Annotated in this window: 16 protein-coding genes and 1 tRNA gene; 7 read left to right on the forward strand and 10 right to left on the reverse strand. The window is 63.8% G+C overall.

Annotated elements, in window-relative coordinates; genetic code table 11:
- Positions 1–18 precede the first annotated feature (18 nt).
- On the reverse strand, positions 19–495 hold the full coding sequence (locus GWE18_RS26370; protein WP_275188610.1) for a universal stress protein: 477 nt from the start codon (positions 493–495) through the stop codon (positions 19–21).
- 172 nt (positions 496–667) lie between these two features.
- On the opposite strand from GWE18_RS26370, the gene GWE18_RS26375 reads away from it, so the two are divergent.
- Positions 668–744 (forward strand) — tRNA-Arg (locus tag GWE18_RS26375).
- Between the two features lie 189 nt (positions 745–933).
- On the opposite strand, the gene GWE18_RS26380 is transcribed toward GWE18_RS26375, so the two are convergent.
- Positions 934–2055 (reverse strand): hypothetical protein, encoded by a 1122-nt coding sequence (locus GWE18_RS26380; RefSeq protein ID WP_275188611.1) that lies wholly within the window; start codon positions 2053–2055, stop codon positions 934–936.
- Positions 2056–2290: 235 nt separating this feature from the next.
- Between GWE18_RS26380 and GWE18_RS26385 the strand changes: the two genes are divergently transcribed.
- Entirely contained in the window at positions 2291–2881 is a 591-nt protein-coding gene (locus GWE18_RS26385) for a winged helix-turn-helix domain-containing protein (protein WP_275188612.1), read from the forward strand.
- Entirely contained in the window at positions 2811–3695 is an 885-nt protein-coding gene (locus GWE18_RS26390) for an SRPBCC domain-containing protein (RefSeq protein ID WP_275188613.1), read from the forward strand. The genes GWE18_RS26385 and GWE18_RS26390 overlap by 71 nt, the downstream gene beginning before the upstream one ends.
- Positions 3696–3749: 54 nt before the next feature.
- Here GWE18_RS26390 and GWE18_RS26395 read toward each other — a convergent pair whose 3' ends face one another.
- Both GWE18_RS26395 and GWE18_RS26400 read right to left on the reverse strand, forming a co-directional pair.
- The gene (locus GWE18_RS26395) at positions 3750–3971 is read right to left on the reverse strand and encodes a hypothetical protein (RefSeq protein ID WP_275188614.1); all 222 of its coding nucleotides are present in this window, start codon (positions 3969–3971) and stop codon (positions 3750–3752) included.
- Between the two features lie 612 nt (positions 3972–4583).
- Positions 4584–5096, reverse strand: coding sequence for a copper chaperone PCu(A)C (locus GWE18_RS26400; protein WP_275188615.1), 513 nt, complete (start codon positions 5094–5096; stop codon positions 4584–4586).
- A 341-nt stretch (positions 5097–5437) separates the two neighbouring features.
- On the opposite strand from GWE18_RS26400, the gene GWE18_RS26405 reads away from it, so the two are divergent.
- Positions 5438–6586, forward strand: a complete 1149-nt coding sequence (locus GWE18_RS26405) for a transporter (RefSeq protein WP_275188616.1) — start codon at positions 5438–5440, stop codon at positions 6584–6586.
- Between the two features lie 214 nt (positions 6587–6800).
- On the opposite strand, the gene GWE18_RS26410 is transcribed toward GWE18_RS26405, so the two are convergent.
- Positions 6801–8498, reverse strand: coding sequence for a methyl-accepting chemotaxis protein (locus GWE18_RS26410; RefSeq protein WP_275188617.1), 1698 nt, complete (start codon positions 8496–8498; stop codon positions 6801–6803).
- Positions 8499–8712: 214 nt separating this feature from the next.
- On the opposite strand from GWE18_RS26410, the gene GWE18_RS26415 reads away from it, so the two are divergent.
- Positions 8713–9024 (forward strand): hypothetical protein, encoded by a 312-nt coding sequence (locus tag GWE18_RS26415; protein ID WP_275188618.1) that lies wholly within the window; start codon positions 8713–8715, stop codon positions 9022–9024.
- On the opposite strand, the gene GWE18_RS26420 is transcribed toward GWE18_RS26415, so the two are convergent.
- Genes GWE18_RS26420 through GWE18_RS26435 form a run of 4 tightly spaced genes read right to left on the reverse strand, consistent with a single transcriptional unit; the run spans position 9021 to position 12975 of the window.
- Positions 9021–9662, reverse strand: coding sequence for an arylsulfatase (locus GWE18_RS26420; protein WP_275188619.1), 642 nt, complete (start codon positions 9660–9662; stop codon positions 9021–9023). The genes GWE18_RS26415 and GWE18_RS26420 overlap by 4 nt on opposite strands.
- A gap of 58 nt (positions 9663–9720) precedes the next feature.
- A complete protein-coding gene (locus GWE18_RS26425) occupies positions 9721–10734 on the reverse strand; it encodes an amino acid ABC transporter substrate-binding protein (RefSeq protein ID WP_275188620.1) in 1014 nt (337 codons plus the stop codon).
- Between the two features lie 10 nt (positions 10735–10744).
- Positions 10745–12094, reverse strand: coding sequence for an aspartate aminotransferase family protein (locus GWE18_RS26430; RefSeq protein WP_275188663.1), 1350 nt, complete (start codon positions 12092–12094; stop codon positions 10745–10747).
- Between the two features lie 5 nt (positions 12095–12099).
- The gene (locus GWE18_RS26435) at positions 12100–12975 is read right to left on the reverse strand and encodes a MurR/RpiR family transcriptional regulator (RefSeq protein ID WP_275188621.1); all 876 of its coding nucleotides are present in this window, start codon (positions 12973–12975) and stop codon (positions 12100–12102) included.
- Between the two features lie 99 nt (positions 12976–13074).
- On the opposite strand from GWE18_RS26435, the gene GWE18_RS26440 reads away from it, so the two are divergent.
- Together GWE18_RS26440 and GWE18_RS26445 are read left to right on the forward strand one after the other, a co-directional pair.
- Complete coding sequence (locus tag GWE18_RS26440; RefSeq protein WP_275188622.1) at positions 13075–14262, forward strand: ABC transporter permease subunit; 1188 nt, start codon at positions 13075–13077, stop codon at positions 14260–14262.
- A gap of 4 nt (positions 14263–14266) precedes the next feature.
- Complete coding sequence (locus GWE18_RS26445; RefSeq protein ID WP_275188623.1) at positions 14267–15388, forward strand: amino acid ABC transporter permease; 1122 nt, start codon at positions 14267–14269, stop codon at positions 15386–15388.
- Between the two features lie 76 nt (positions 15389–15464).
- On the opposite strand, the gene GWE18_RS26450 is transcribed toward GWE18_RS26445, so the two are convergent.
- Complete coding sequence (locus GWE18_RS26450) at positions 15465–16289, reverse strand: phosphodiesterase (protein WP_275188624.1); 825 nt, start codon at positions 16287–16289, stop codon at positions 15465–15467.
- Between the last annotated feature and the right edge of the window lie 27 nt (positions 16290–16316).

Here is a 16316-nt window from a genome sequence, read left to right on the forward strand (position 1 = left end):
GTTCGAAGCGGCTCCGTATTATCCGGAGGCCGCCGTTTCCGCCGGCTTCAGCCGCTCGAACTCGGCGTCGCTGACCTCGGTCTGGGCCACCAGCACGCTGCAGCGCAGCCGCTTGACCAGATAGCTACCGATCGAGCCGAACCAGCGCGCCAGCGTCCCCTGCGGGCGATGGCCGACGACGACGAGATGCGCGCCGATTTCTTCGGCAACCTCGGCAATTTTCTGCCCGGCATCGCCGACTTCCAGACGCGCGGTCGGCGAAAATCCCAGCGCCTTCAGGCGCTCGGTGCCTTCGTTCAGGATGGCCTTGTAATCCTCGGTCTGCAGTTCGATCGGGATCGTAAGCCCGGCCTCGGGCGTCATGATCGAGGAAACCTCGACGACGGCGAGCAAAAAGACCTCGGAACGGCAGAGTTGTGCGAGCTTTGCGCCCTCCCGCAACGCGCGCCGCCCCTCGACCGAACCGTCATAGGCGAGAAGAACCTTCTTATACATCGGACGTCCCCATCCATGGTCTAGAAGATCAACGCGTCAAGATTACCACCAATTAACAGGAACGGACCGGAATTTTGCAGGGAATGTGGCCAGCGTCATGCCACCTTCGCCTCACCAGCCGCGGAAGGGCCGGTTGCCCCTGCCCGGCCAATCGGCTAAATGAACCGGCGAAGCACCCGTAGCTCAGCTGGATAGAGCGTTGCCCTCCGAAGGCAAAGGTCACACGTTCGAATCGTGTCGGGTGCGCCACGCTTCATTCACCCTCCCGAAACCGGCCCGTTCGCGAGGCGTTCGTGGTGAGCGCGTCCGAGCGAGCACTCTGGCTAATTTTGCCGAGTGCATGGTGCGCCTTCGCCGACGTGCCCTATGCTTCCAGGCACGCCCCACCGCCCGGCGCATGCTGGGAGCGTCATAGGCCATCCGGTTAGGCGAAGCGCTCTAGACCGGATAACGTAATGTTGCGGCCAGTGCGGCTTCACCGGGAATGTCTGCGCGGCGCAGTGCGAGGAACTTGGCGCCAGCCTGAATAGCGCGCCCGGCAATCTCGTCGATCAAATCGTAGGAGTTTGCGCTCGCCGTTTTAGCGAACGAAACCGCGCCGTCCGTTTCGTCAAACGTGCCGGGCACGTCCGTATCCATATCGACGAGGAGGAGTTCGATGGCGCCTATGCTGGCGGCGCGCGCTGCGGTCGCGATATCGCTCGTGGCGCGCCCGGTCGCGAAGCGCGTTTCATAAAGCGCTTTCGCCGCTTCGATCTCGGCGGCATAGATCTTGTCGAGCACATGCCGCGCGGCGCTTGCAAGTGCGCCTTTGCTGAGGCGATCAGGACTCACCGAAACCCCTTCCGTCGCCAGCGCGGGGTAGCTGTTGACCGCCCGATAGATCGATGCCAAGGGCTCGGTCGCGGCCAGAATTAGCGGCGTGTCGCGTCCCGCCAGGATCGGTCGTAAGGCGGCATCGACCTTTCGGGCATACTGTCTAAGCAGCACGGTTTGCCCCTCGGCATTGGCGATGCGCGTGTTCTGCGTAAGATTGTTGACCGAGGCGCGCCCGACTGCGTCGTCGGCATTCTTGGGCAAATTCGGAACTCTCACAGGCAACGGCGGGCGATCGGCAAAGATCTCGCTCAAACGCACGGCTCCTTCCGACAGTGCGAGCACGAACGCACTCTGCGGGAAGGCGATGGCCCGCAACAGTGGTTTGAGCAGGAAGCGATCCGACACTTCGACCCTGTCGCGAACGGCGGTGGCGAGCCGGAAGCTGAGCAGGCTGTCGGGTGTGGCGAGCACGGCAAGGCTATGCGCCTGCAACCGCCAGAATTCGTCGTCCTCGCGCAATGCCGTGAACTCCTCCTCCATCACCGCCCGGCGGCGCTTGTCGAATTCAATGGCGGTCAATTGCGCCATCGCCTCTTTGACCAGATTGCCAAACGCGATGCGGCCAGCCTTGACGTGCTGCGTCTCGGGTGTAGTCGACACATACAGCGAAACGCATGCGTCGGAGCGCGCCGCAATCAGGGAGCGGATTTCCGGAAGCGTGGGAATGTCGACATGAAGCATGCGGCAATCTCCGTCGGCGGCTTTCTCAGTCCGAACGTTGCAGCTTGCTCTTGGGGACCGCGTGCCGAGCGGGCTCCGCTATTAGAGCCTGGATGACTCAACTAGGCAACCGATTGAGGCGCGGCCAGCCACCGGCCTGAGAAACTGAACATCGATGGCCGTTGCAATCACACAAGAGTTCCCGGTTTCATCCTCTCGCCCTTGACAAAAAATTTTGTCAAGGGCACCAGAGCGCATGCTCGAACTTGATGTCATTGAGGCCCCTGCGGCCGCGGCTCTCGCGCTGGACCCGATAAAGACCCGATTGTTGGCGGCACTTTCGCAGCCTGCTTCCGCCGCCGCGCTCGCCGGGCGGGTTGGCCTCACGCGCCAGAAGGTGAACTATCATCTGCGCGCCTTGGAGGACCACAAGCTGATCCGGCCGGCCGAAGAGCGCCAATGGGGCGGCCTCACGGAACGCGTTATGATCGCAACGGCATCGTCCTATGTCGTCTCGCCCGCTGCGCTGGGTCCAATCGGCGCCGATCCGGCACGCAACAACGACCGTCTATCAGCCAGTTATCTCATCGCCCTGGCGGCCCGCATCGTCCGCGAGGTCGGCGACCTCTGGCGGACGGCCCGCCAGAACGACAAGCGTCTCGCCACCCTTTCGATCGACACCGTCATCCGCTTCCGATCGCCTGCAGATCGCGCGGCCTTCACCTCCGATCTCACCAATGTCGTCACGGCACTGGTGGCACGTTATCACGACGAGAGTGCGCCGGGCGGACGACCCCACCGGCTCGTTGTGGCGTCCTATCCCGCGCCCCGCGACGCTCGGCCCTGAAAGGATCCCCATGCCCCTCAAGAAAGATGAAACCGGAAAGCGCTGGGTTGAGATGGAGTTGATCGTGAATGGCACGCCTGAGCAGGTGTGGCAGGCGATGGCGACGGGACCCGGCAATACGGCCTGGTTCACCAAAACCAGGATTGACGAGCATATCGGTGGCGCCATCCACTTCGACTTCGGTCCGAATGGAAGCTCCACTGGCGAAGTCACGGCCTGGGAGCCGCCATTCCGCTTCGGCTATGTCGAGCGCAACTGGAGCGAAGGCGCGCCGCCGGTCGCGACCGAGATCACCATAACCAGCAGGTCAGGCGGCCGGTGTGTCGTTCGCATGGTCCATTCACTGTTTGCCTCGACAGACGATTGGGATGATCAACTGGAAGGCTTCGAAAGCGGCTGGCCCGGCTTCTTTGAAGTACTGCGCATCTACCTCGCGCATTTCGCCGGCAGGAAGGCGGCGTCCATCTTCGCCATGGTTAGCGACGAAGGCGCCCAGTCCAGGGTCTGGGAGCGGCTAACCGAGAAGCTCGGCCTCGCCGCCGCAAACGTCGGCGAAGAGCGGACGACACCACAACAACCAGAGAGCCTGTCCGGCATGGTCGAACGCGTGCGGCAGGATGCCAAGCAGCGCTACATCATGCTGCGCCTGAACGCTCCGGCCCCCGGCATTGCCCTCATAGGCACCTACGGCACCGACAGCGGTACAAATGCGAGCATGGCTCTCTACTATTATGGCGACGACGCAGAACAGTACGCTGCAGCGAGCGAGCCGAGATGGCGGCATTGGTTCGGCGAGAGCTTCAAGCGGCCTTAGCTGCGGCGACGGCGGGACGGGGCGCGTCCCTTTCCGGAGGCGCCCGCCGTCAGCTTACGCGGCGCAGCTTGCGGAGTGGGCCTGCGCATTGCCGGAAGCCGCGTAACAGAAAGCCTCATAATAGGCTTCCAGCTCCGCAACGGCGCGATGTTCCCATTCCCTGGCTTGCGCCAGGAGTGAGCCGCTATGAAGCGGCCGGAAGGCCGCGGTTTGGCGGCACAACGATGCGATGGTGCGGTATCGGCGAACGTTTTCCATGATGGTCAGGCCGTTCATGTTCGGATCTCCCCTTTCTTTCCCGGGCACGAACTTGCGGCAGAACGATTTTCGATTAGTTAGCGGGACTGGAAGAGAGATCGTGTGGTTTCCGAACGGTTGACGGCGGACGCTCACATGCGGACGCGGCGTTCCCTCGGATCCGGAGGCTCGACCGCTTCACTCGTCCGTGCGAGTTATCTGCGGCGAGGTCGAAGAATTCCCGTTCGAACAGACGACGTCGTCAAGCAAGAAATACGCGCTGGCCCCCTCGAGCCCCCATGCGGGTAGCAGTGTGCGGGCACAAAATGCCAGCCCGATCCCGAGAAGCGATGCGCACAACATCGTGGCAGCGAACGGCCACGCCACTCGCATTCTTTGCGGCGATGGCTGCAGGCTGGCGGCTGCGATGGCTGACATCTGGTTCGAGTTGGGCACTGGTTAACAATCCCGGCTGGAGAATGATGAGTTCGAGACCAGCCATCGCCGATCGCGATGGCCCGGCGTTGTTGGTCCGGCGCGTGACGCCGAACACACGATGCCGACGCGGCTCGCGGACATCGCGCGATCTGCCGAGCGCCTATTCAATGCTCAAGAACGGAGAGCCTTTCCAGGCAGAGCAGGTGAAGCGCCCTAATGGTGCTTGTGCTGCATGACGCCGCTGACTGCGGCTCCGGGATTTTCCTCGACGTTGTAGACGATCTCGACAGGCCCGGCCTTCTCGAACACCAGCGTGGCCTTAATCTTCTGGCCAAGCTGGAAGGGCTCCTTGAGGCCGAGCAGCACGATACGCAGCGCACCGGGCTTGAGCTCTACGGTCTTGCCGTGCTTGATCTCGATGCCGTTGGTGAGCGCGCGCGTATTCGTCATGCCGTCCACATCGACCACCTCGTGCACCTCGATCTGGCTCGCCGCGGGCGAGGCGCCTCCGATCAGGCGATCCGCAGTCTTGCCCTTGTTGGTGATGGTGAGATAGCCGCCTGCAATGTTGGCGTCTTTCGGGGTCGGGCGCGACCAGGGGTGACCGATGTCGATGGCGCCGACCTTGAACTCGTGCGCGCCGGCCCCGGTCGCAATGAGCACACTCGCTGCGACAAAAATGGCCGCTGTAACGAACACAAAGATATCTCTGACGATGGTGGTCATAATTGTCCTACTCCGATACGCGCGCTGGACCATAAGGCGTGTAGAGAATCATTCAGACGCGATTACGGCTGGTGCTCGCCGTGATTGCGGCTACTGCCGGACGTGATTGCGGCTGCCACTATGCGACGCGAGAAAAACGGAAGCACAACCGGCAACCGGGCTGCATCCCTTTCGCCTTTCGCTCAACACGCGACAGCCACACGGATGCCGCGCCCGCGATGACGTCTTCGCTTTTTCGCTTTCCCTTGGTCGCGAGCAGGCCGCGCTTCTCGCATGATCCAGTCAATCTCGCGCCCGATTGCGATGGCTAATCGCCGGGGCGATCAGTAATGGGGGCGTATGTGTGTGCGTATCTTGCAAGGCCGGTAGCCGGCGTCTTTTCATCCATCATATTTTTTCTCGTGTTGCCTGCGGAAGCGCATCATCCCGGCGGCGGCGGCAACACCGGTAGCGGCGGGCCCATCAACACCATTTCGGCCGATACGCTTTCCGAAGGATTGATCGCCGCATCCGTCCGCTATGAGTTCATCCGGCTGGGCCAGCTCAGCGACGCCGATCTGCTCGCCGCGGCGAGCCGCGGCACGCACGCGCATTCGCTCCGCTCGATCGACGCCGTCTCGCTTTCGGTTGCCTACGGCATCACCAACGACTTCACCGTTGCCGTTCGCGCCGGTGGCGTCCGCCGCTCGGATATCCGCGAACCCGGAGAAGACATGCTGAGCGGCGGCCATATGGGTATGATGAATACGAGCGACATGAGCAGCCTGATGAGCCCCGACGGCATCAACAGGCGCGGCAACTCGGCAGGGTTCGGCGACGTGACCATGCTGGGGCAATACCGCTTCCACAACAACGCGCAGACGGGGACGTCGGCCGCCGTGCTGTTCGGCTTCAAGGCACCGACCGGCAGCACCGACCGGCGTGACGCCGCCGGCCAGCTTTTCCAGGCCGAATTTCAGCCGGGCTCGGGTTCGTGGGACGGCCTGTTCGGCGCCGCCTTCACCAAGCGCACAGGCCGCTGGTCGTTCGACGTGAGCGGCCTCTATTACCTGATCAGCACGGGTACGCAGAACACCAATCTCGGCGACCGCTTCCTGTTCGGCACCGCGGTGTCGTATCGCCTGGTCGGCGCCACCGGCTCGGCAAAAGAGGTCGAGCTGCACGAATATTGTATGCAGCCGCGCAACCAGTTGCAGGAGCATTGTCTCTATCATGCCAACCACGACCACAGCGACATGAAGAAGACGCCCTACACGCTCGACCTCGTTCTCGAGCTCAATGGCGAGTGGCACGACAAGCAGCGTATCGCCGGCATTCCGGATCCCAATTCGGGCGGCACCACGGTCTATCTGTCGCCCGGCGTACGCGTAGGCTTCGATCGCTTCTCGGGCTTCGTGTCCGTCGGCGTGCCGATCATCAACCAGCACAACGGCATCCAGTCCAAGCCCGATTATCGCATTCTCACGGGGATCGGCGCGCGGCTTAATTGAAGCCAGAGGTCGAAACAGCTGCCGGGTTGCTCGGCTTCCAGCAGCTCTTCGAAGGGACTCGATTTTCCGTCATGGCCGGGCATAGCCGTCTGAAGGACGGCGTCGCTTCCGCTCCGCCTATGCCCGGCCATCCACGTCTTGTTCGCGGCGAGACCGTAAAGACGTGGACGCCCGGCACAAGGCCGGGCATGACGAGCTAGCCGCGAAACGTCCGTCACGCAGCGCGGATGTTGCCGAGGAATTTGCCGGTTTCGGTCTCGAGCTGCTCGGATTGCGAGGTGAGCTGCGCTGCGGCGTTCAAGACGAGAGTGGCGGCAGCGTCGACCTTGCTCGACGCTTCGCGTACGCCCGTGATGTTCTGCATCACCTCCTGAGCGCCTTGTGCCGCCTGCTGCACGCTGCGGGCAATCTCGTTGGTCGCAGCGCCCTGCTCCTCGACAGCGGCCGCAATGGAGCCGGTGATCTCGTTCATCTGGCCGATGGTCGTGCCGATCTCGCGGATTGCGTTGACCGTCGAGCCGGTCGCATCGCGAATTTCCTGGATCTGGCTGGTAATTTCGTCGGTAGCCTTGGCGGTCTGCGACGACAGCGCCTTGACCTCGTTGGCCACGACGGCAAAACCCCTGCCGGCCTCGCCGGCCCGGGCGGCCTCGATGGTCGCGTTCAGGGCCAGCAGGTTGGTCTGTCCCGCGATGGTCTGGATCAGCGCCATGACCTCGCCGATTTTTTGCGAGGCCTCGACCAAGCGTCCGACCATGGCCTCGGTTCGGTTGGCCTGCCCGACCGCATTCTGGGCGATTGACGAAGACTGGGTGACCTGCCGCGCGATCTCCTGGATCGAGGACGACAGCTCCTCCGCCGAGGCCGCAACGGTCTGGACGTTCGACGCCGTCTGCTCGGCAGCGGCCGCGACCTTCGCGCTCTGATCCGTCGTTCCCACCGCGATCGTGGACATCGACGAAGCGGAATTCTGCAGCTCGTCGGCAGCGGTGGCGGTGCCCCGGATCACCCCGCCGATGCTGCGCTCGAATTCGTCGGCGATACGGGACAGATCCGTCCGCCGCTCGTCGGCCGAACGCGTCTTCATCGCTTCCTGTTCGGTGCGGAGCCGCGTCGACTCGACCAAATGATCCCTAAAGACCTGCAGGCTGCGCGCAATCCGGCCGATTTCGTTGGTCCGGTCAATGAACGGAATCTCGGCCGCAAGATTGCCCTTGGCCAGTTCATCCATCGCCGAGCAGGTTTTATTGAGCGGGACGACCATGCCGCGGCCAAGCCAGAACGCCACGAATGCTGCGATGGCAAGGCCAGCAAGGCCGGCAATCCCGGCCCAGATCATCCGGCGAAGGACTACGGCATCGATATCGTCGACATAGGCCCCCGCCTGAAGCGCCAGAAGCTTGTCGCCCGCCCCAAAGGCCCCGACATAGGAGACCTTGCGCAGTTCGGCACCGCCGGCCGACCGGGGCGACAGATATTCGACAAAGCCGCCGCCGGCGCGCGCCGTTCGCACGATGTCCTGAATCAACAGCTTGCCGCTCTTGTCCTTGAACTCCCAGCGGTTGACGTTGATGTATTTGGGATTGGCGTGCACGTAAGTGACGCCGGCGTCGGCGCTTCCCGTGCCGTAGACGCCGATATAGTCGGAATATTCGCCCCAGCGCATGGCACTGATCGAAGCAAAGGCCATCTGGCGCGCCTTATCCGGCTCGATCCTGCCGGCCTTGGCCTCGCCGTCATAGTGGGCGAGCATCTTCGTCGCGGCCTCGACCAGATTGCGGACCGTGGTGCGCCGCTCGTCCAGCACCGTATCGCGCAACACCAGGATCTGCAGGGCAGAGACGGCAAACAGCACGATCGTCAGCGCCGCGATGATCATCGCAAATCGTTGATAGACTGAGAGGTTACGCATGCCGCTGGTCATCCTGTTGGTTGATGACCAGTAGCAATACAACGTTAATCGACTGTTATCGGCGGGTTGCGCAGATGGCCCGCGACGTCCGATCGCGAGAATCGGCGCTTGAAATGACGGCGCTGCGGCGACACAATGGCGCACCTATCCTTCCAACATGACGCGCCAGATCGCCGCACCGTGCGGACGGCTTGCCGCGGTAAGAGTGACCATAATGGCTGAAGCCGATCTCGACCTCGTCATCCGGCAAATCGCAAAGGCGCAGAACAAGAGCCTGATGGCCGCCGTCAAGAAACGGCGCGACCAGATCATGGCTCGCGCCGCCAAGGCCAAGGACCGGGAAACCCGGGACCAATTCCGGCTGATCGCCAAGAGCACGATGCTGCTCGGTGCGGCCGCGGCCAAGCGGCTGCAAAACTCGGCGGAGAACACCGCCGACAGCTACGCGCGGGCGATCAGGAGCGCGGCCGAGGAAGCGGCGGCGCAAAAACAGGCGAAAAAGCCGGCCAAGAAGAAAGAAGGCTAGCCCGGCGCAACGCCCAGCATTTTCTTCAGCTTCAACACCGCGCTGTCGGGCGTGGTGAGCACCGGCCGTCCCGTCGCCTCGGCGACCTCGTCCGCCGCCGGCGCCATGCTGTACTGGGCGAGCGCGATCAGGTCGCACTCGCGCAAGCTCCTTGACGCTTCGACGACCAGGCGATCGTGGGTGGCGCGGTCGCCGCGATCGAGCGCGGCCAGCGCGCCCTCGGCCAATTTCGGCACCAGCTCAATCGACGGCGGAAACTCCGGCGGCATCGAGGCCAGCGTCGGCGGGAACGTCGACAACAGACCGATCTTGCGGCCGCGGCCGGTCGCTTGCTCGATCATCGCCTCATTGGGCTTGAGCACCGGCATCGGCGCGTGCGCCCGGGCAACCGCCTCGATGCAGGGGCCGAACGCCGAGCAGGTGAACAGGATCGCATCCGAACCGGTGCCGGCGGCATAGCGTCCAAGCCGGAGGAAACGCTCCGTCATGGCATCGGTAAGCCCGCCATCGCGCGCCAGATCGGCCGAAAGGCTGTCGTCGAGCAGGTTCATCAGCCGGGCTTCCGGCCAAAGCCTGGCGAACGAGGCTTCGATCGGCACAATCGAGTGTTTCAGGGCGTGGATCAGGGCAATGCGCATGCGCGTCAGTCTGGCTGCGGCGCGGCGAGTGTCAACCCGACGTGCCGCAGCGTAATTTTTACTTAAACGGCAGAGCGTACATCAGGCCGCCCTTGGCCCAGGTCGCGTTCAGACCGCGATCGAGCTTCAAGGGGCTTGCCTTGCCGACATTGCGCTCAAAAATCTCGCCGTAATTTCCGCCGGCCTTGATCGCCTGCAGCAGCCATTTGTTGCCGAGGCCGAGCCGCGATCCAAGCTCGCCGGACGTCCCTAGCAGCCGCTGGATGGCCGGTACGCTGCTGGACTTTGCCATCTCGTCGGCATTGGCGGCGGTGACGCCGAGTTCTTCGGCCTCGATCAGGCCATAGTGCAGCCAGGCGATGATGTCGGTCCAGACGTCGTCACCGTTGCGGGTGAACGGCCCAAGCGGCTCCTTGCTGATGGCCTGCGGCAGGACAACGTAATCCGCGGCGTTCGAAGCCGCTGTCGTCACCGCACCCGCAAGCGCGGAAGCGTCCTGGGTCATGGCATCGCAGCGCCCACCGAAGAATGTCTGGTACATGGTATCGATGCGATCGAACACCAGCGGCTTCCATTCGATCCCGTTGGCGCGGCCGTAATCGCCGAGCGTGACCTCATGGGTTGTGCCCTGCGCGACGCAAACGGTGGCGCCGTTCAGGCCCTTCAGGTCCTTCACCCCGGCGTCGGCTCTCACGACAAAGCCCTGACCGTCATAGAAATTGACCGGGCCCTGGCGCAGCCCCAGCGTCACGCCGCGCAGATAGGTCTGGGTGGAATTGCGGTAGAGCACGTCGATCTCACCGGATTGCAGCGCGGTGAAGCGGTTCTGCGCCGTCAGCGCGACATAGCGCACCTTGCTGGCGTCGCCCAGCACGCCGGCCGCCAGCCCGCGGCAGTAGTCGACATCGAGCCCCTTGTAATTGCCCTGGGAGTCCGGCGTGGAGAAGCCGGCAAAGCCGGCGCTCACGCCGCACACCAGCATGCCGCGCTGCTTGACGGTGTCGAGCGTTGCGGCCTGGGCGCTCCAGCATGACGCGGCGAGCAAGCCTGTAGCGATGACGATCCTCTTCATTCTGCTCCTCCTAATGGCCCACACTCTTCAACGCGGCGTCGACTGCCTGGCCAAGCCTGTCGACGATCATGTCGATATCATCAGACGTCGCGATATAGGGCGGTGCGAGCAGGACGTGGTCGCCGCTGCGGCCGTCCACGCATCCGCCTGCGGGGTAACAGCCAAGGCCGCCTTCGAAGGCGATGGCCTTGATGCGCTGGTGAAGCTTGAGCGACGGATCGAACGGCGCGCGGGTGCCGCGATCGGCGACGAGCTCGATGGCCTGAAACAGGCCGCGGCCCCTGATATCGCCGACATGCCGGTGATTGCCGAAGCACTCGGTGAGCCGCCGCTCGAGCTGGCGGCCGAGATCCTTCACCCTGTCGAGCAATTGCTCGTCGTCGATCACGCGCTGCACCTCAAGCGCCGCCGCACAGGCCATCGGGTGCGCCATATAAGTATGACCGTGCTGGAACGCGCCCGAACCGTCCCGGATCGAATCGATGATGGATGCGCTGGCGAGCATGGCGCCGATCGGCTGGTAGCCGCCGCCCAGCCCCTTAGCGATCGCCTGGATGTCAGGCGCAATACCTTCCTGCTCCCAGGCGTGGCGTGTGCCGGTCCGGCCCATGCCGCACATCACCTCATCGAGGATGAGGAGTGCGCCGTGCCGATCGCAGATGTCGCGGACGGCCCGGAAATATCCCTCCGGGGCAGGAACGCAGCCTGCGGTCGCGCCCACCACCGGCTCGGCAATGAACGCCGCTACATTGTCCGGGCCCAGACGCTGAAATTCCGCCTCCAGTTCAGCCGCCAGGCGAGCGACAAAACCCGCCTCGGATTCGAGGTCGCGCATTTCGTGATAGGCGAAGGCGGGTGTCACATGGCTGAACGCCGCCGACAGCAGCGGCGCATAGGGCTCGCGCCGCCACGCATTTCCGCCGGCGGCCAGCGCACCCAGCGTGTTGCCGTGATAGCTCTGGCGACGGGCGATGAAGCGCTGGCGTTGCGGCTGGCCGATCTCGATGAAGTATTGTCGCGCCAGCTTGATGCTGGCCTCGATCGCTTCCGATCCCCCGCTGACAAAATAGGCGTAAGCCAGACCGCCGGGTTCATGGCCTACGAGCTTTTCGGCCAGCGCTTCGGCCGCCTCCGACGTGAAGAAGCTGGTATGGGCATAGGCGAGTTGCGAGGCCTGCCGCGACATCGCCTCGAGCACGCGCGGATGCTGGTGGCCGAGGCAGGAAAGGGCAGCGCCGCCGGAAGCGTCCAAGATCCGCCGGCCATCCTCGGCAATCAGCCACACGCCGTCGCCACCGACGGCCTTGGGCGGCGTTTCACGCAGGCTTCGGTGCAGCACGCGGCTCTTGCCGGCTCCCATGGCGGTCAACCTTTCTCGGCGACATATTGCGACATCGCAGCCAGCCGGCCTTCGGTCTCCTCAAGGCGCCGCTTTGCGGCCGCGCCGCCCAGCGTGAAGGTGACCGCCGCGAGCGACTGCGCGATGGCGACGGCGCCGGTCAGGCTCGGGAAGAATCCCGGCGACGAAGCCGCCTCAAAGAGCAGCAAATGATCAGCCCCTTCGGCCATCGGCGCCGTGAGCGTGTCGGCAATCGCAATCATCGTGGCGCCGGAATCATGTGCGGCGCGCGCCGACAGCACGCTTGCCCTCGAATAGGGCGCAAACCCGATGACCACTACGGCGTCGCCGCGGTGGAAAGCACCGAGATCCAGATCTTCGGGGCCGGAGCCGCCGACCAGATGCACCGCGTCGGGGCGGAATAGCCGAAGCTGATAGTTGAGCAGCTCCGCAACGCTGCGGCAGCTACGAAAGCCGGCGATCCAGATCCGTCGCGCCGCGTTCAGGGCCTTCGCCGCGTTGGCCACGGAGCCGGGTGAAATACGCGCCAGACCGGCCGCCTCAGCCTCCAGCTTGGCAGCGACCAGCGATATGTCGGAGTCGGGACCTCCGCGCCGCCCTTTGGTTCGGCCCGAGAAGGGAGAGGGTTGCGCCGGCCGTCGCGCTTCGGTGAGCGCAGCCCGCAATTCATCCCACCCCGAATAGCCCAGCGCTTTCGCCAGCCTGGTGAAGGCGGCCGGATCGGCGCCGGCCTCGGCCGCCAGATCGCGCATCGAACGCGTCGTAGCATCGTAATCGTTGGCGGCGACGAAGCGGCCGACCTGCTGCAGCCGCGAGGGCAGCGACGGCAAGGCGCTGCATAATTCGGAGAGCGGCGAGGATTTCGGCTGGGGCTGCGCCATGAAACAAACGTTGCACAAAACCATTTTTGGTGCAACATTTGAAATGCGCCTCCCAGGCGCATGGCCGAAGATCGCTGTCGCCAGAAGGATCCTTGTGCTGTGACGACATCCACGCCCGGCCTTCCACGCCGCAGACGGCAGCGCTTCTCGCTGAATCGCCAGCAGCTTATCGGCCTTGCCTGGCAAATCCTGGTGGTCGGCATCGCGGTCGCGATCGTTGGCTGGCTGTGGTCGAACGCCCTTCACAATCTGTCGGTACGCCGGATTTCGACCGGCTTCGCCTTTCTCGGTCGCGAGGCCGGGATGCCGATCGCAGACACCTGGCTCGCCTACAGCCCCAAGGACCCCTACGTCCGCGCCTTCATCGTGGGCATCGTCAACACGCTCCGTGTCGCGGTCATCGGCATCGTGCTGGCGACCGTGATCGGCACGCTGATCGGCATCGCGCGGCTGTCGTCGAACTGGCTGCTGTCGCGGCTTGCCGCGGTCTATGTCGAGCTGCTCCGTGACATTCCCCTGCTGCTGCAACTGCTGTTCTGGTACGTGCTGATGCAGGGCCTCCCGGCGGCGCGCGCCGCACGGAAGCCGATCGAGGGGGTTTTTCTTTCCAACCGGGGCCTGGTGCTTCCATCAGTTCCGATTGCGGAAGCAAACCTTTGGGTGATCGCAGCCGTGGTGGCCGGGCTGATCGCACTCTATCTGCTGCGGCGGCACCTGCTGGCGCGCCAAATGGCCGACGGCAAGGTGCGCCATCTCTGGCCTTACGCGCTGGCCTTGCTCGTCGGACTGCCGGCGCTGGTGTCGTGGAGCCTCGGCGCGTCGTGGACCGTCACGATGCCAGAGCTGCGTGGGTTCAATTTCGTCGGCGGGCTGACGCTGGCGCCGGAATATTTCGCGCTGCTGATCGCGCTGGTCACCTATACGTCGGCCTTCATCGCCGAGATCGTACGCAGCGGTATCCAGGCCATTCCCCGGGGACAATGGGATGCGGCCGCTGCCCTCGGCCTGCGCCGGCGCTTCGTGCTTCAACGCATCGTCCTGCCACAGGCGCTGCGCGTCATCATTCCGCCGATGACCAGCCAGTATCTGAACCTCACCAAGAATTCCTCGCTTGCTGTCGCGGTCGGCTATCAGGATGTGGTGTCGATCGCGAACACGACGCTGAACCAGACCGGCCAGGCCATCGAAGCCATCGCGCTGATCATGATGGTGTTCCTGACGATCAGTCTCGGCATCAGTCTTTTCATGAACTGGTACAATGCACGCATCGCGCTGGTGGAGCGCTGATCCCATGACGTCGATCACGGACGCGCCGGAAAGTCCGCTTCCATTCAACGGCGCGCGATCGCGCAAGACCCCCGCCCATCACGTCATCCGATGGCTGCGCGCGAACCTGTTCGCTTCGATCACCTCAAGCGTCATTTCCCTAGTCCTGATCGCGCTGCTCGCCAGGGCCTTCGTCAGCCTCGTGCAGTGGGGCTACTGGAATGCGATCTGGAGTGTGCCGAGCGACCAGACCGGCGCGTGCCGATCGATCCGCGGGCTCGGCGCCTGCTGGGCCGTGATTCCCGAAAAATACCGCTTCATCCTGTTCGGCACCTATCCGTTCAGTGAGCAATGGCGGCCGGCACTGGCGACGCTGGTCTTCATCGCGCTGTTCTACGTGTCGAGCCGGCGCCGCTGGTGGCGGAAAGAACTGGTGGCGGTGTGGGCGGCCGCGCTGATCCTGATCGGCGTGCTGATGTGGGGCGGCATCGCCGGACTGACCTACGTGTCGCAGGACCGCTGGGGCGGCCTGCCGGTAACGCTGATCCTTGCCACCTTCGGCCTCGCCTTCGGCTTCCCGCTCGGGATTGTCGTGGCGCTGGGCCGGCGCTCCAAGCTCCCCGCGATCCGGTCGCTCTGCGTGCTCTACGTCGAACTGATCCGCGGCGTTCCCCTGATCAGCCTGTTGTTCATGGCGAGCGTGATGTTTCCGCTGTTCATGCCCGACGGCGTCAACATCGATAAGTTGCTTCGGGCCCAGATCGCGTTCGTGCTGTACGCCGGCGCCTATCTCGCCGAAGTCATCCGCGGCGGCCTGCAGGCGATTCCGAGAGGCCAGCACGATGCCGCCGACGCGCTCGGCCTGTCCTACTGGAAGAAGAACGGCCTGATCATCCTGCCGCAGGCCATCCGCCACGTCATCCCGCCGCTGGTCAACACGTTCATCGCCTTCTTCAAGGATACCAGCCTGGTGCTGATCATCGGCATCTTCGACCTGCTGACGACGGCAAAGACGTCGATCATCGACCCCGCCTGGCAGCCCTTCAGTGTCGAGGTCTATATATTCGTCGGGCTGATCTACTTCGTCTTCTGCTTTGCCATGTCCCGGTATAGCCGGCAGCTTGAGGCGCAGGCACACCCGAACTGACGGCGGAGCTTAGCGCCGGCGTTGCCGGATCTTGAAAGACATGCGGTATGCATCCGCCAGCCAGGCGGGACCGGCGCTATCGGTCGATCCACTCGATTGCGGCGCGGTCCTGTAACGAGAACAGCGGTCCGTCGTAGAGGAAGGAGCATTGATGGATCACGATCTGGCCGGCGTCGACGGTCACGTGCGAATAGTCTGGCAGCTCATGCGAGCCGGGAATGTGATCCGCGGTCTCAAGATCGAACGCCACCTGGTGCGACAAGGCGCGCTGGATGTGAAAAGGAATGCCGCGCCAGATCCCGGAGATCGGCCGGTGCAGATGCCCCATGAACAGGTAGTTCGGCTTTCGCGTGCGCACGATCACGTCCCATTCGTCCTCGGGATTGGCAAGCTTGATGCCGTCCATGTAGCGCAGCGCGGTGTCGAACGGCGGATGGTGCTGGAAGAGAAGCAGCGGACGGTCGGCCGGCGCTGAAGCAAGCGCCTGTTCGAGAAAGGCGAGCCGCGCCTCGCACAACAATCCGGCGTGGTCCGGCGCAGCCTCATTCAACGTGTCGAGCGTGACGACTGTTGCAGCATCGAACGTCTGGACGCCCTGCACGAAGCCGGACGGGTCGCGCGCGACGCCCGGAAAATAGCGGCCGAACGGATCGCGCTTGTCGTGATTACCCATCAAGAGAATGGTCGGCGCATTCAGGCGGGCGAGGACCGAAGCAAGGTTTTCGTAGGCGACTTCCTCGCCCCAATGGGCGAGATCGCCGGTCACGATCACGAAGGAAATATCCGGATGATCGCGGTTGATCCGATCGACCGCGGCATCAAGCCGCTCCGCGGGGTCGAGACCGTAAAGCTTGCGGCCGCGCGCAACGAAATGGGTATCGGTGAGAATGACGAATTTCATCGCACTATGACCTCCCTATTAGCGACC

Source organism: Bradyrhizobium sp. CSA112 (assembly GCF_029051645.1).
Classification (GTDB): Bacteria; Pseudomonadota; Alphaproteobacteria; order Rhizobiales; family Xanthobacteraceae; genus Bradyrhizobium.

Coding starts and splice junctions, on each gene's coding strand:
- GWE18_RS26370 (WP_275188610.1), bottom strand. CDS start 495: ATGTATAAGAAGGTTCTTCTCGCCTATGACGGTTCGGTCGAGGGGCGG.
- GWE18_RS26380 (WP_275188611.1), bottom strand. CDS start 2,055: ATGCTTCATGTCGACATTCCCACGCTTCCGGAAATCCGCTCCCTGATT.
- GWE18_RS26385 (WP_275188612.1), top strand. CDS start 2,291: ATGCTCGAACTTGATGTCATTGAGGCCCCTGCGGCCGCGGCTCTCGCG.
- GWE18_RS26395 (WP_275188614.1), bottom strand. CDS start 3,971: ATGAACGGCCTGACCATCATGGAAAACGTTCGCCGATACCGCACCATC.
- GWE18_RS26400 (WP_275188615.1), bottom strand. CDS start 5,096: ATGACCACCATCGTCAGAGATATCTTTGTGTTCGTTACAGCGGCCATT.
- GWE18_RS26410 (WP_275188617.1), bottom strand. CDS start 8,498: ATGCGTAACCTCTCAGTCTATCAACGATTTGCGATGATCATCGCGGCG.
- GWE18_RS26415 (WP_275188618.1), top strand. CDS start 8,713: ATGGCTGAAGCCGATCTCGACCTCGTCATCCGGCAAATCGCAAAGGCG.
- GWE18_RS26420 (WP_275188619.1), bottom strand. CDS start 9,662: ATGCGCATTGCCCTGATCCACGCCCTGAAACACTCGATTGTGCCGATC.
- GWE18_RS26425 (WP_275188620.1), bottom strand. CDS start 10,734: ATGAAGAGGATCGTCATCGCTACAGGCTTGCTCGCCGCGTCATGCTGG.
- GWE18_RS26430 (WP_275188663.1), bottom strand. CDS start 12,094: ATGGGAGCCGGCAAGAGCCGCGTGCTGCACCGAAGCCTGCGTGAAACG.
- GWE18_RS26435 (WP_275188621.1), bottom strand. CDS start 12,975: ATGGCGCAGCCCCAGCCGAAATCCTCGCCGCTCTCCGAATTATGCAGC.
- GWE18_RS26445 (WP_275188623.1), top strand. CDS start 14,267: ATGACGTCGATCACGGACGCGCCGGAAAGTCCGCTTCCATTCAACGGC.
- GWE18_RS26450 (WP_275188624.1), bottom strand. CDS start 16,289: ATGAAATTCGTCATTCTCACCGATACCCATTTCGTTGCGCGCGGCCGC.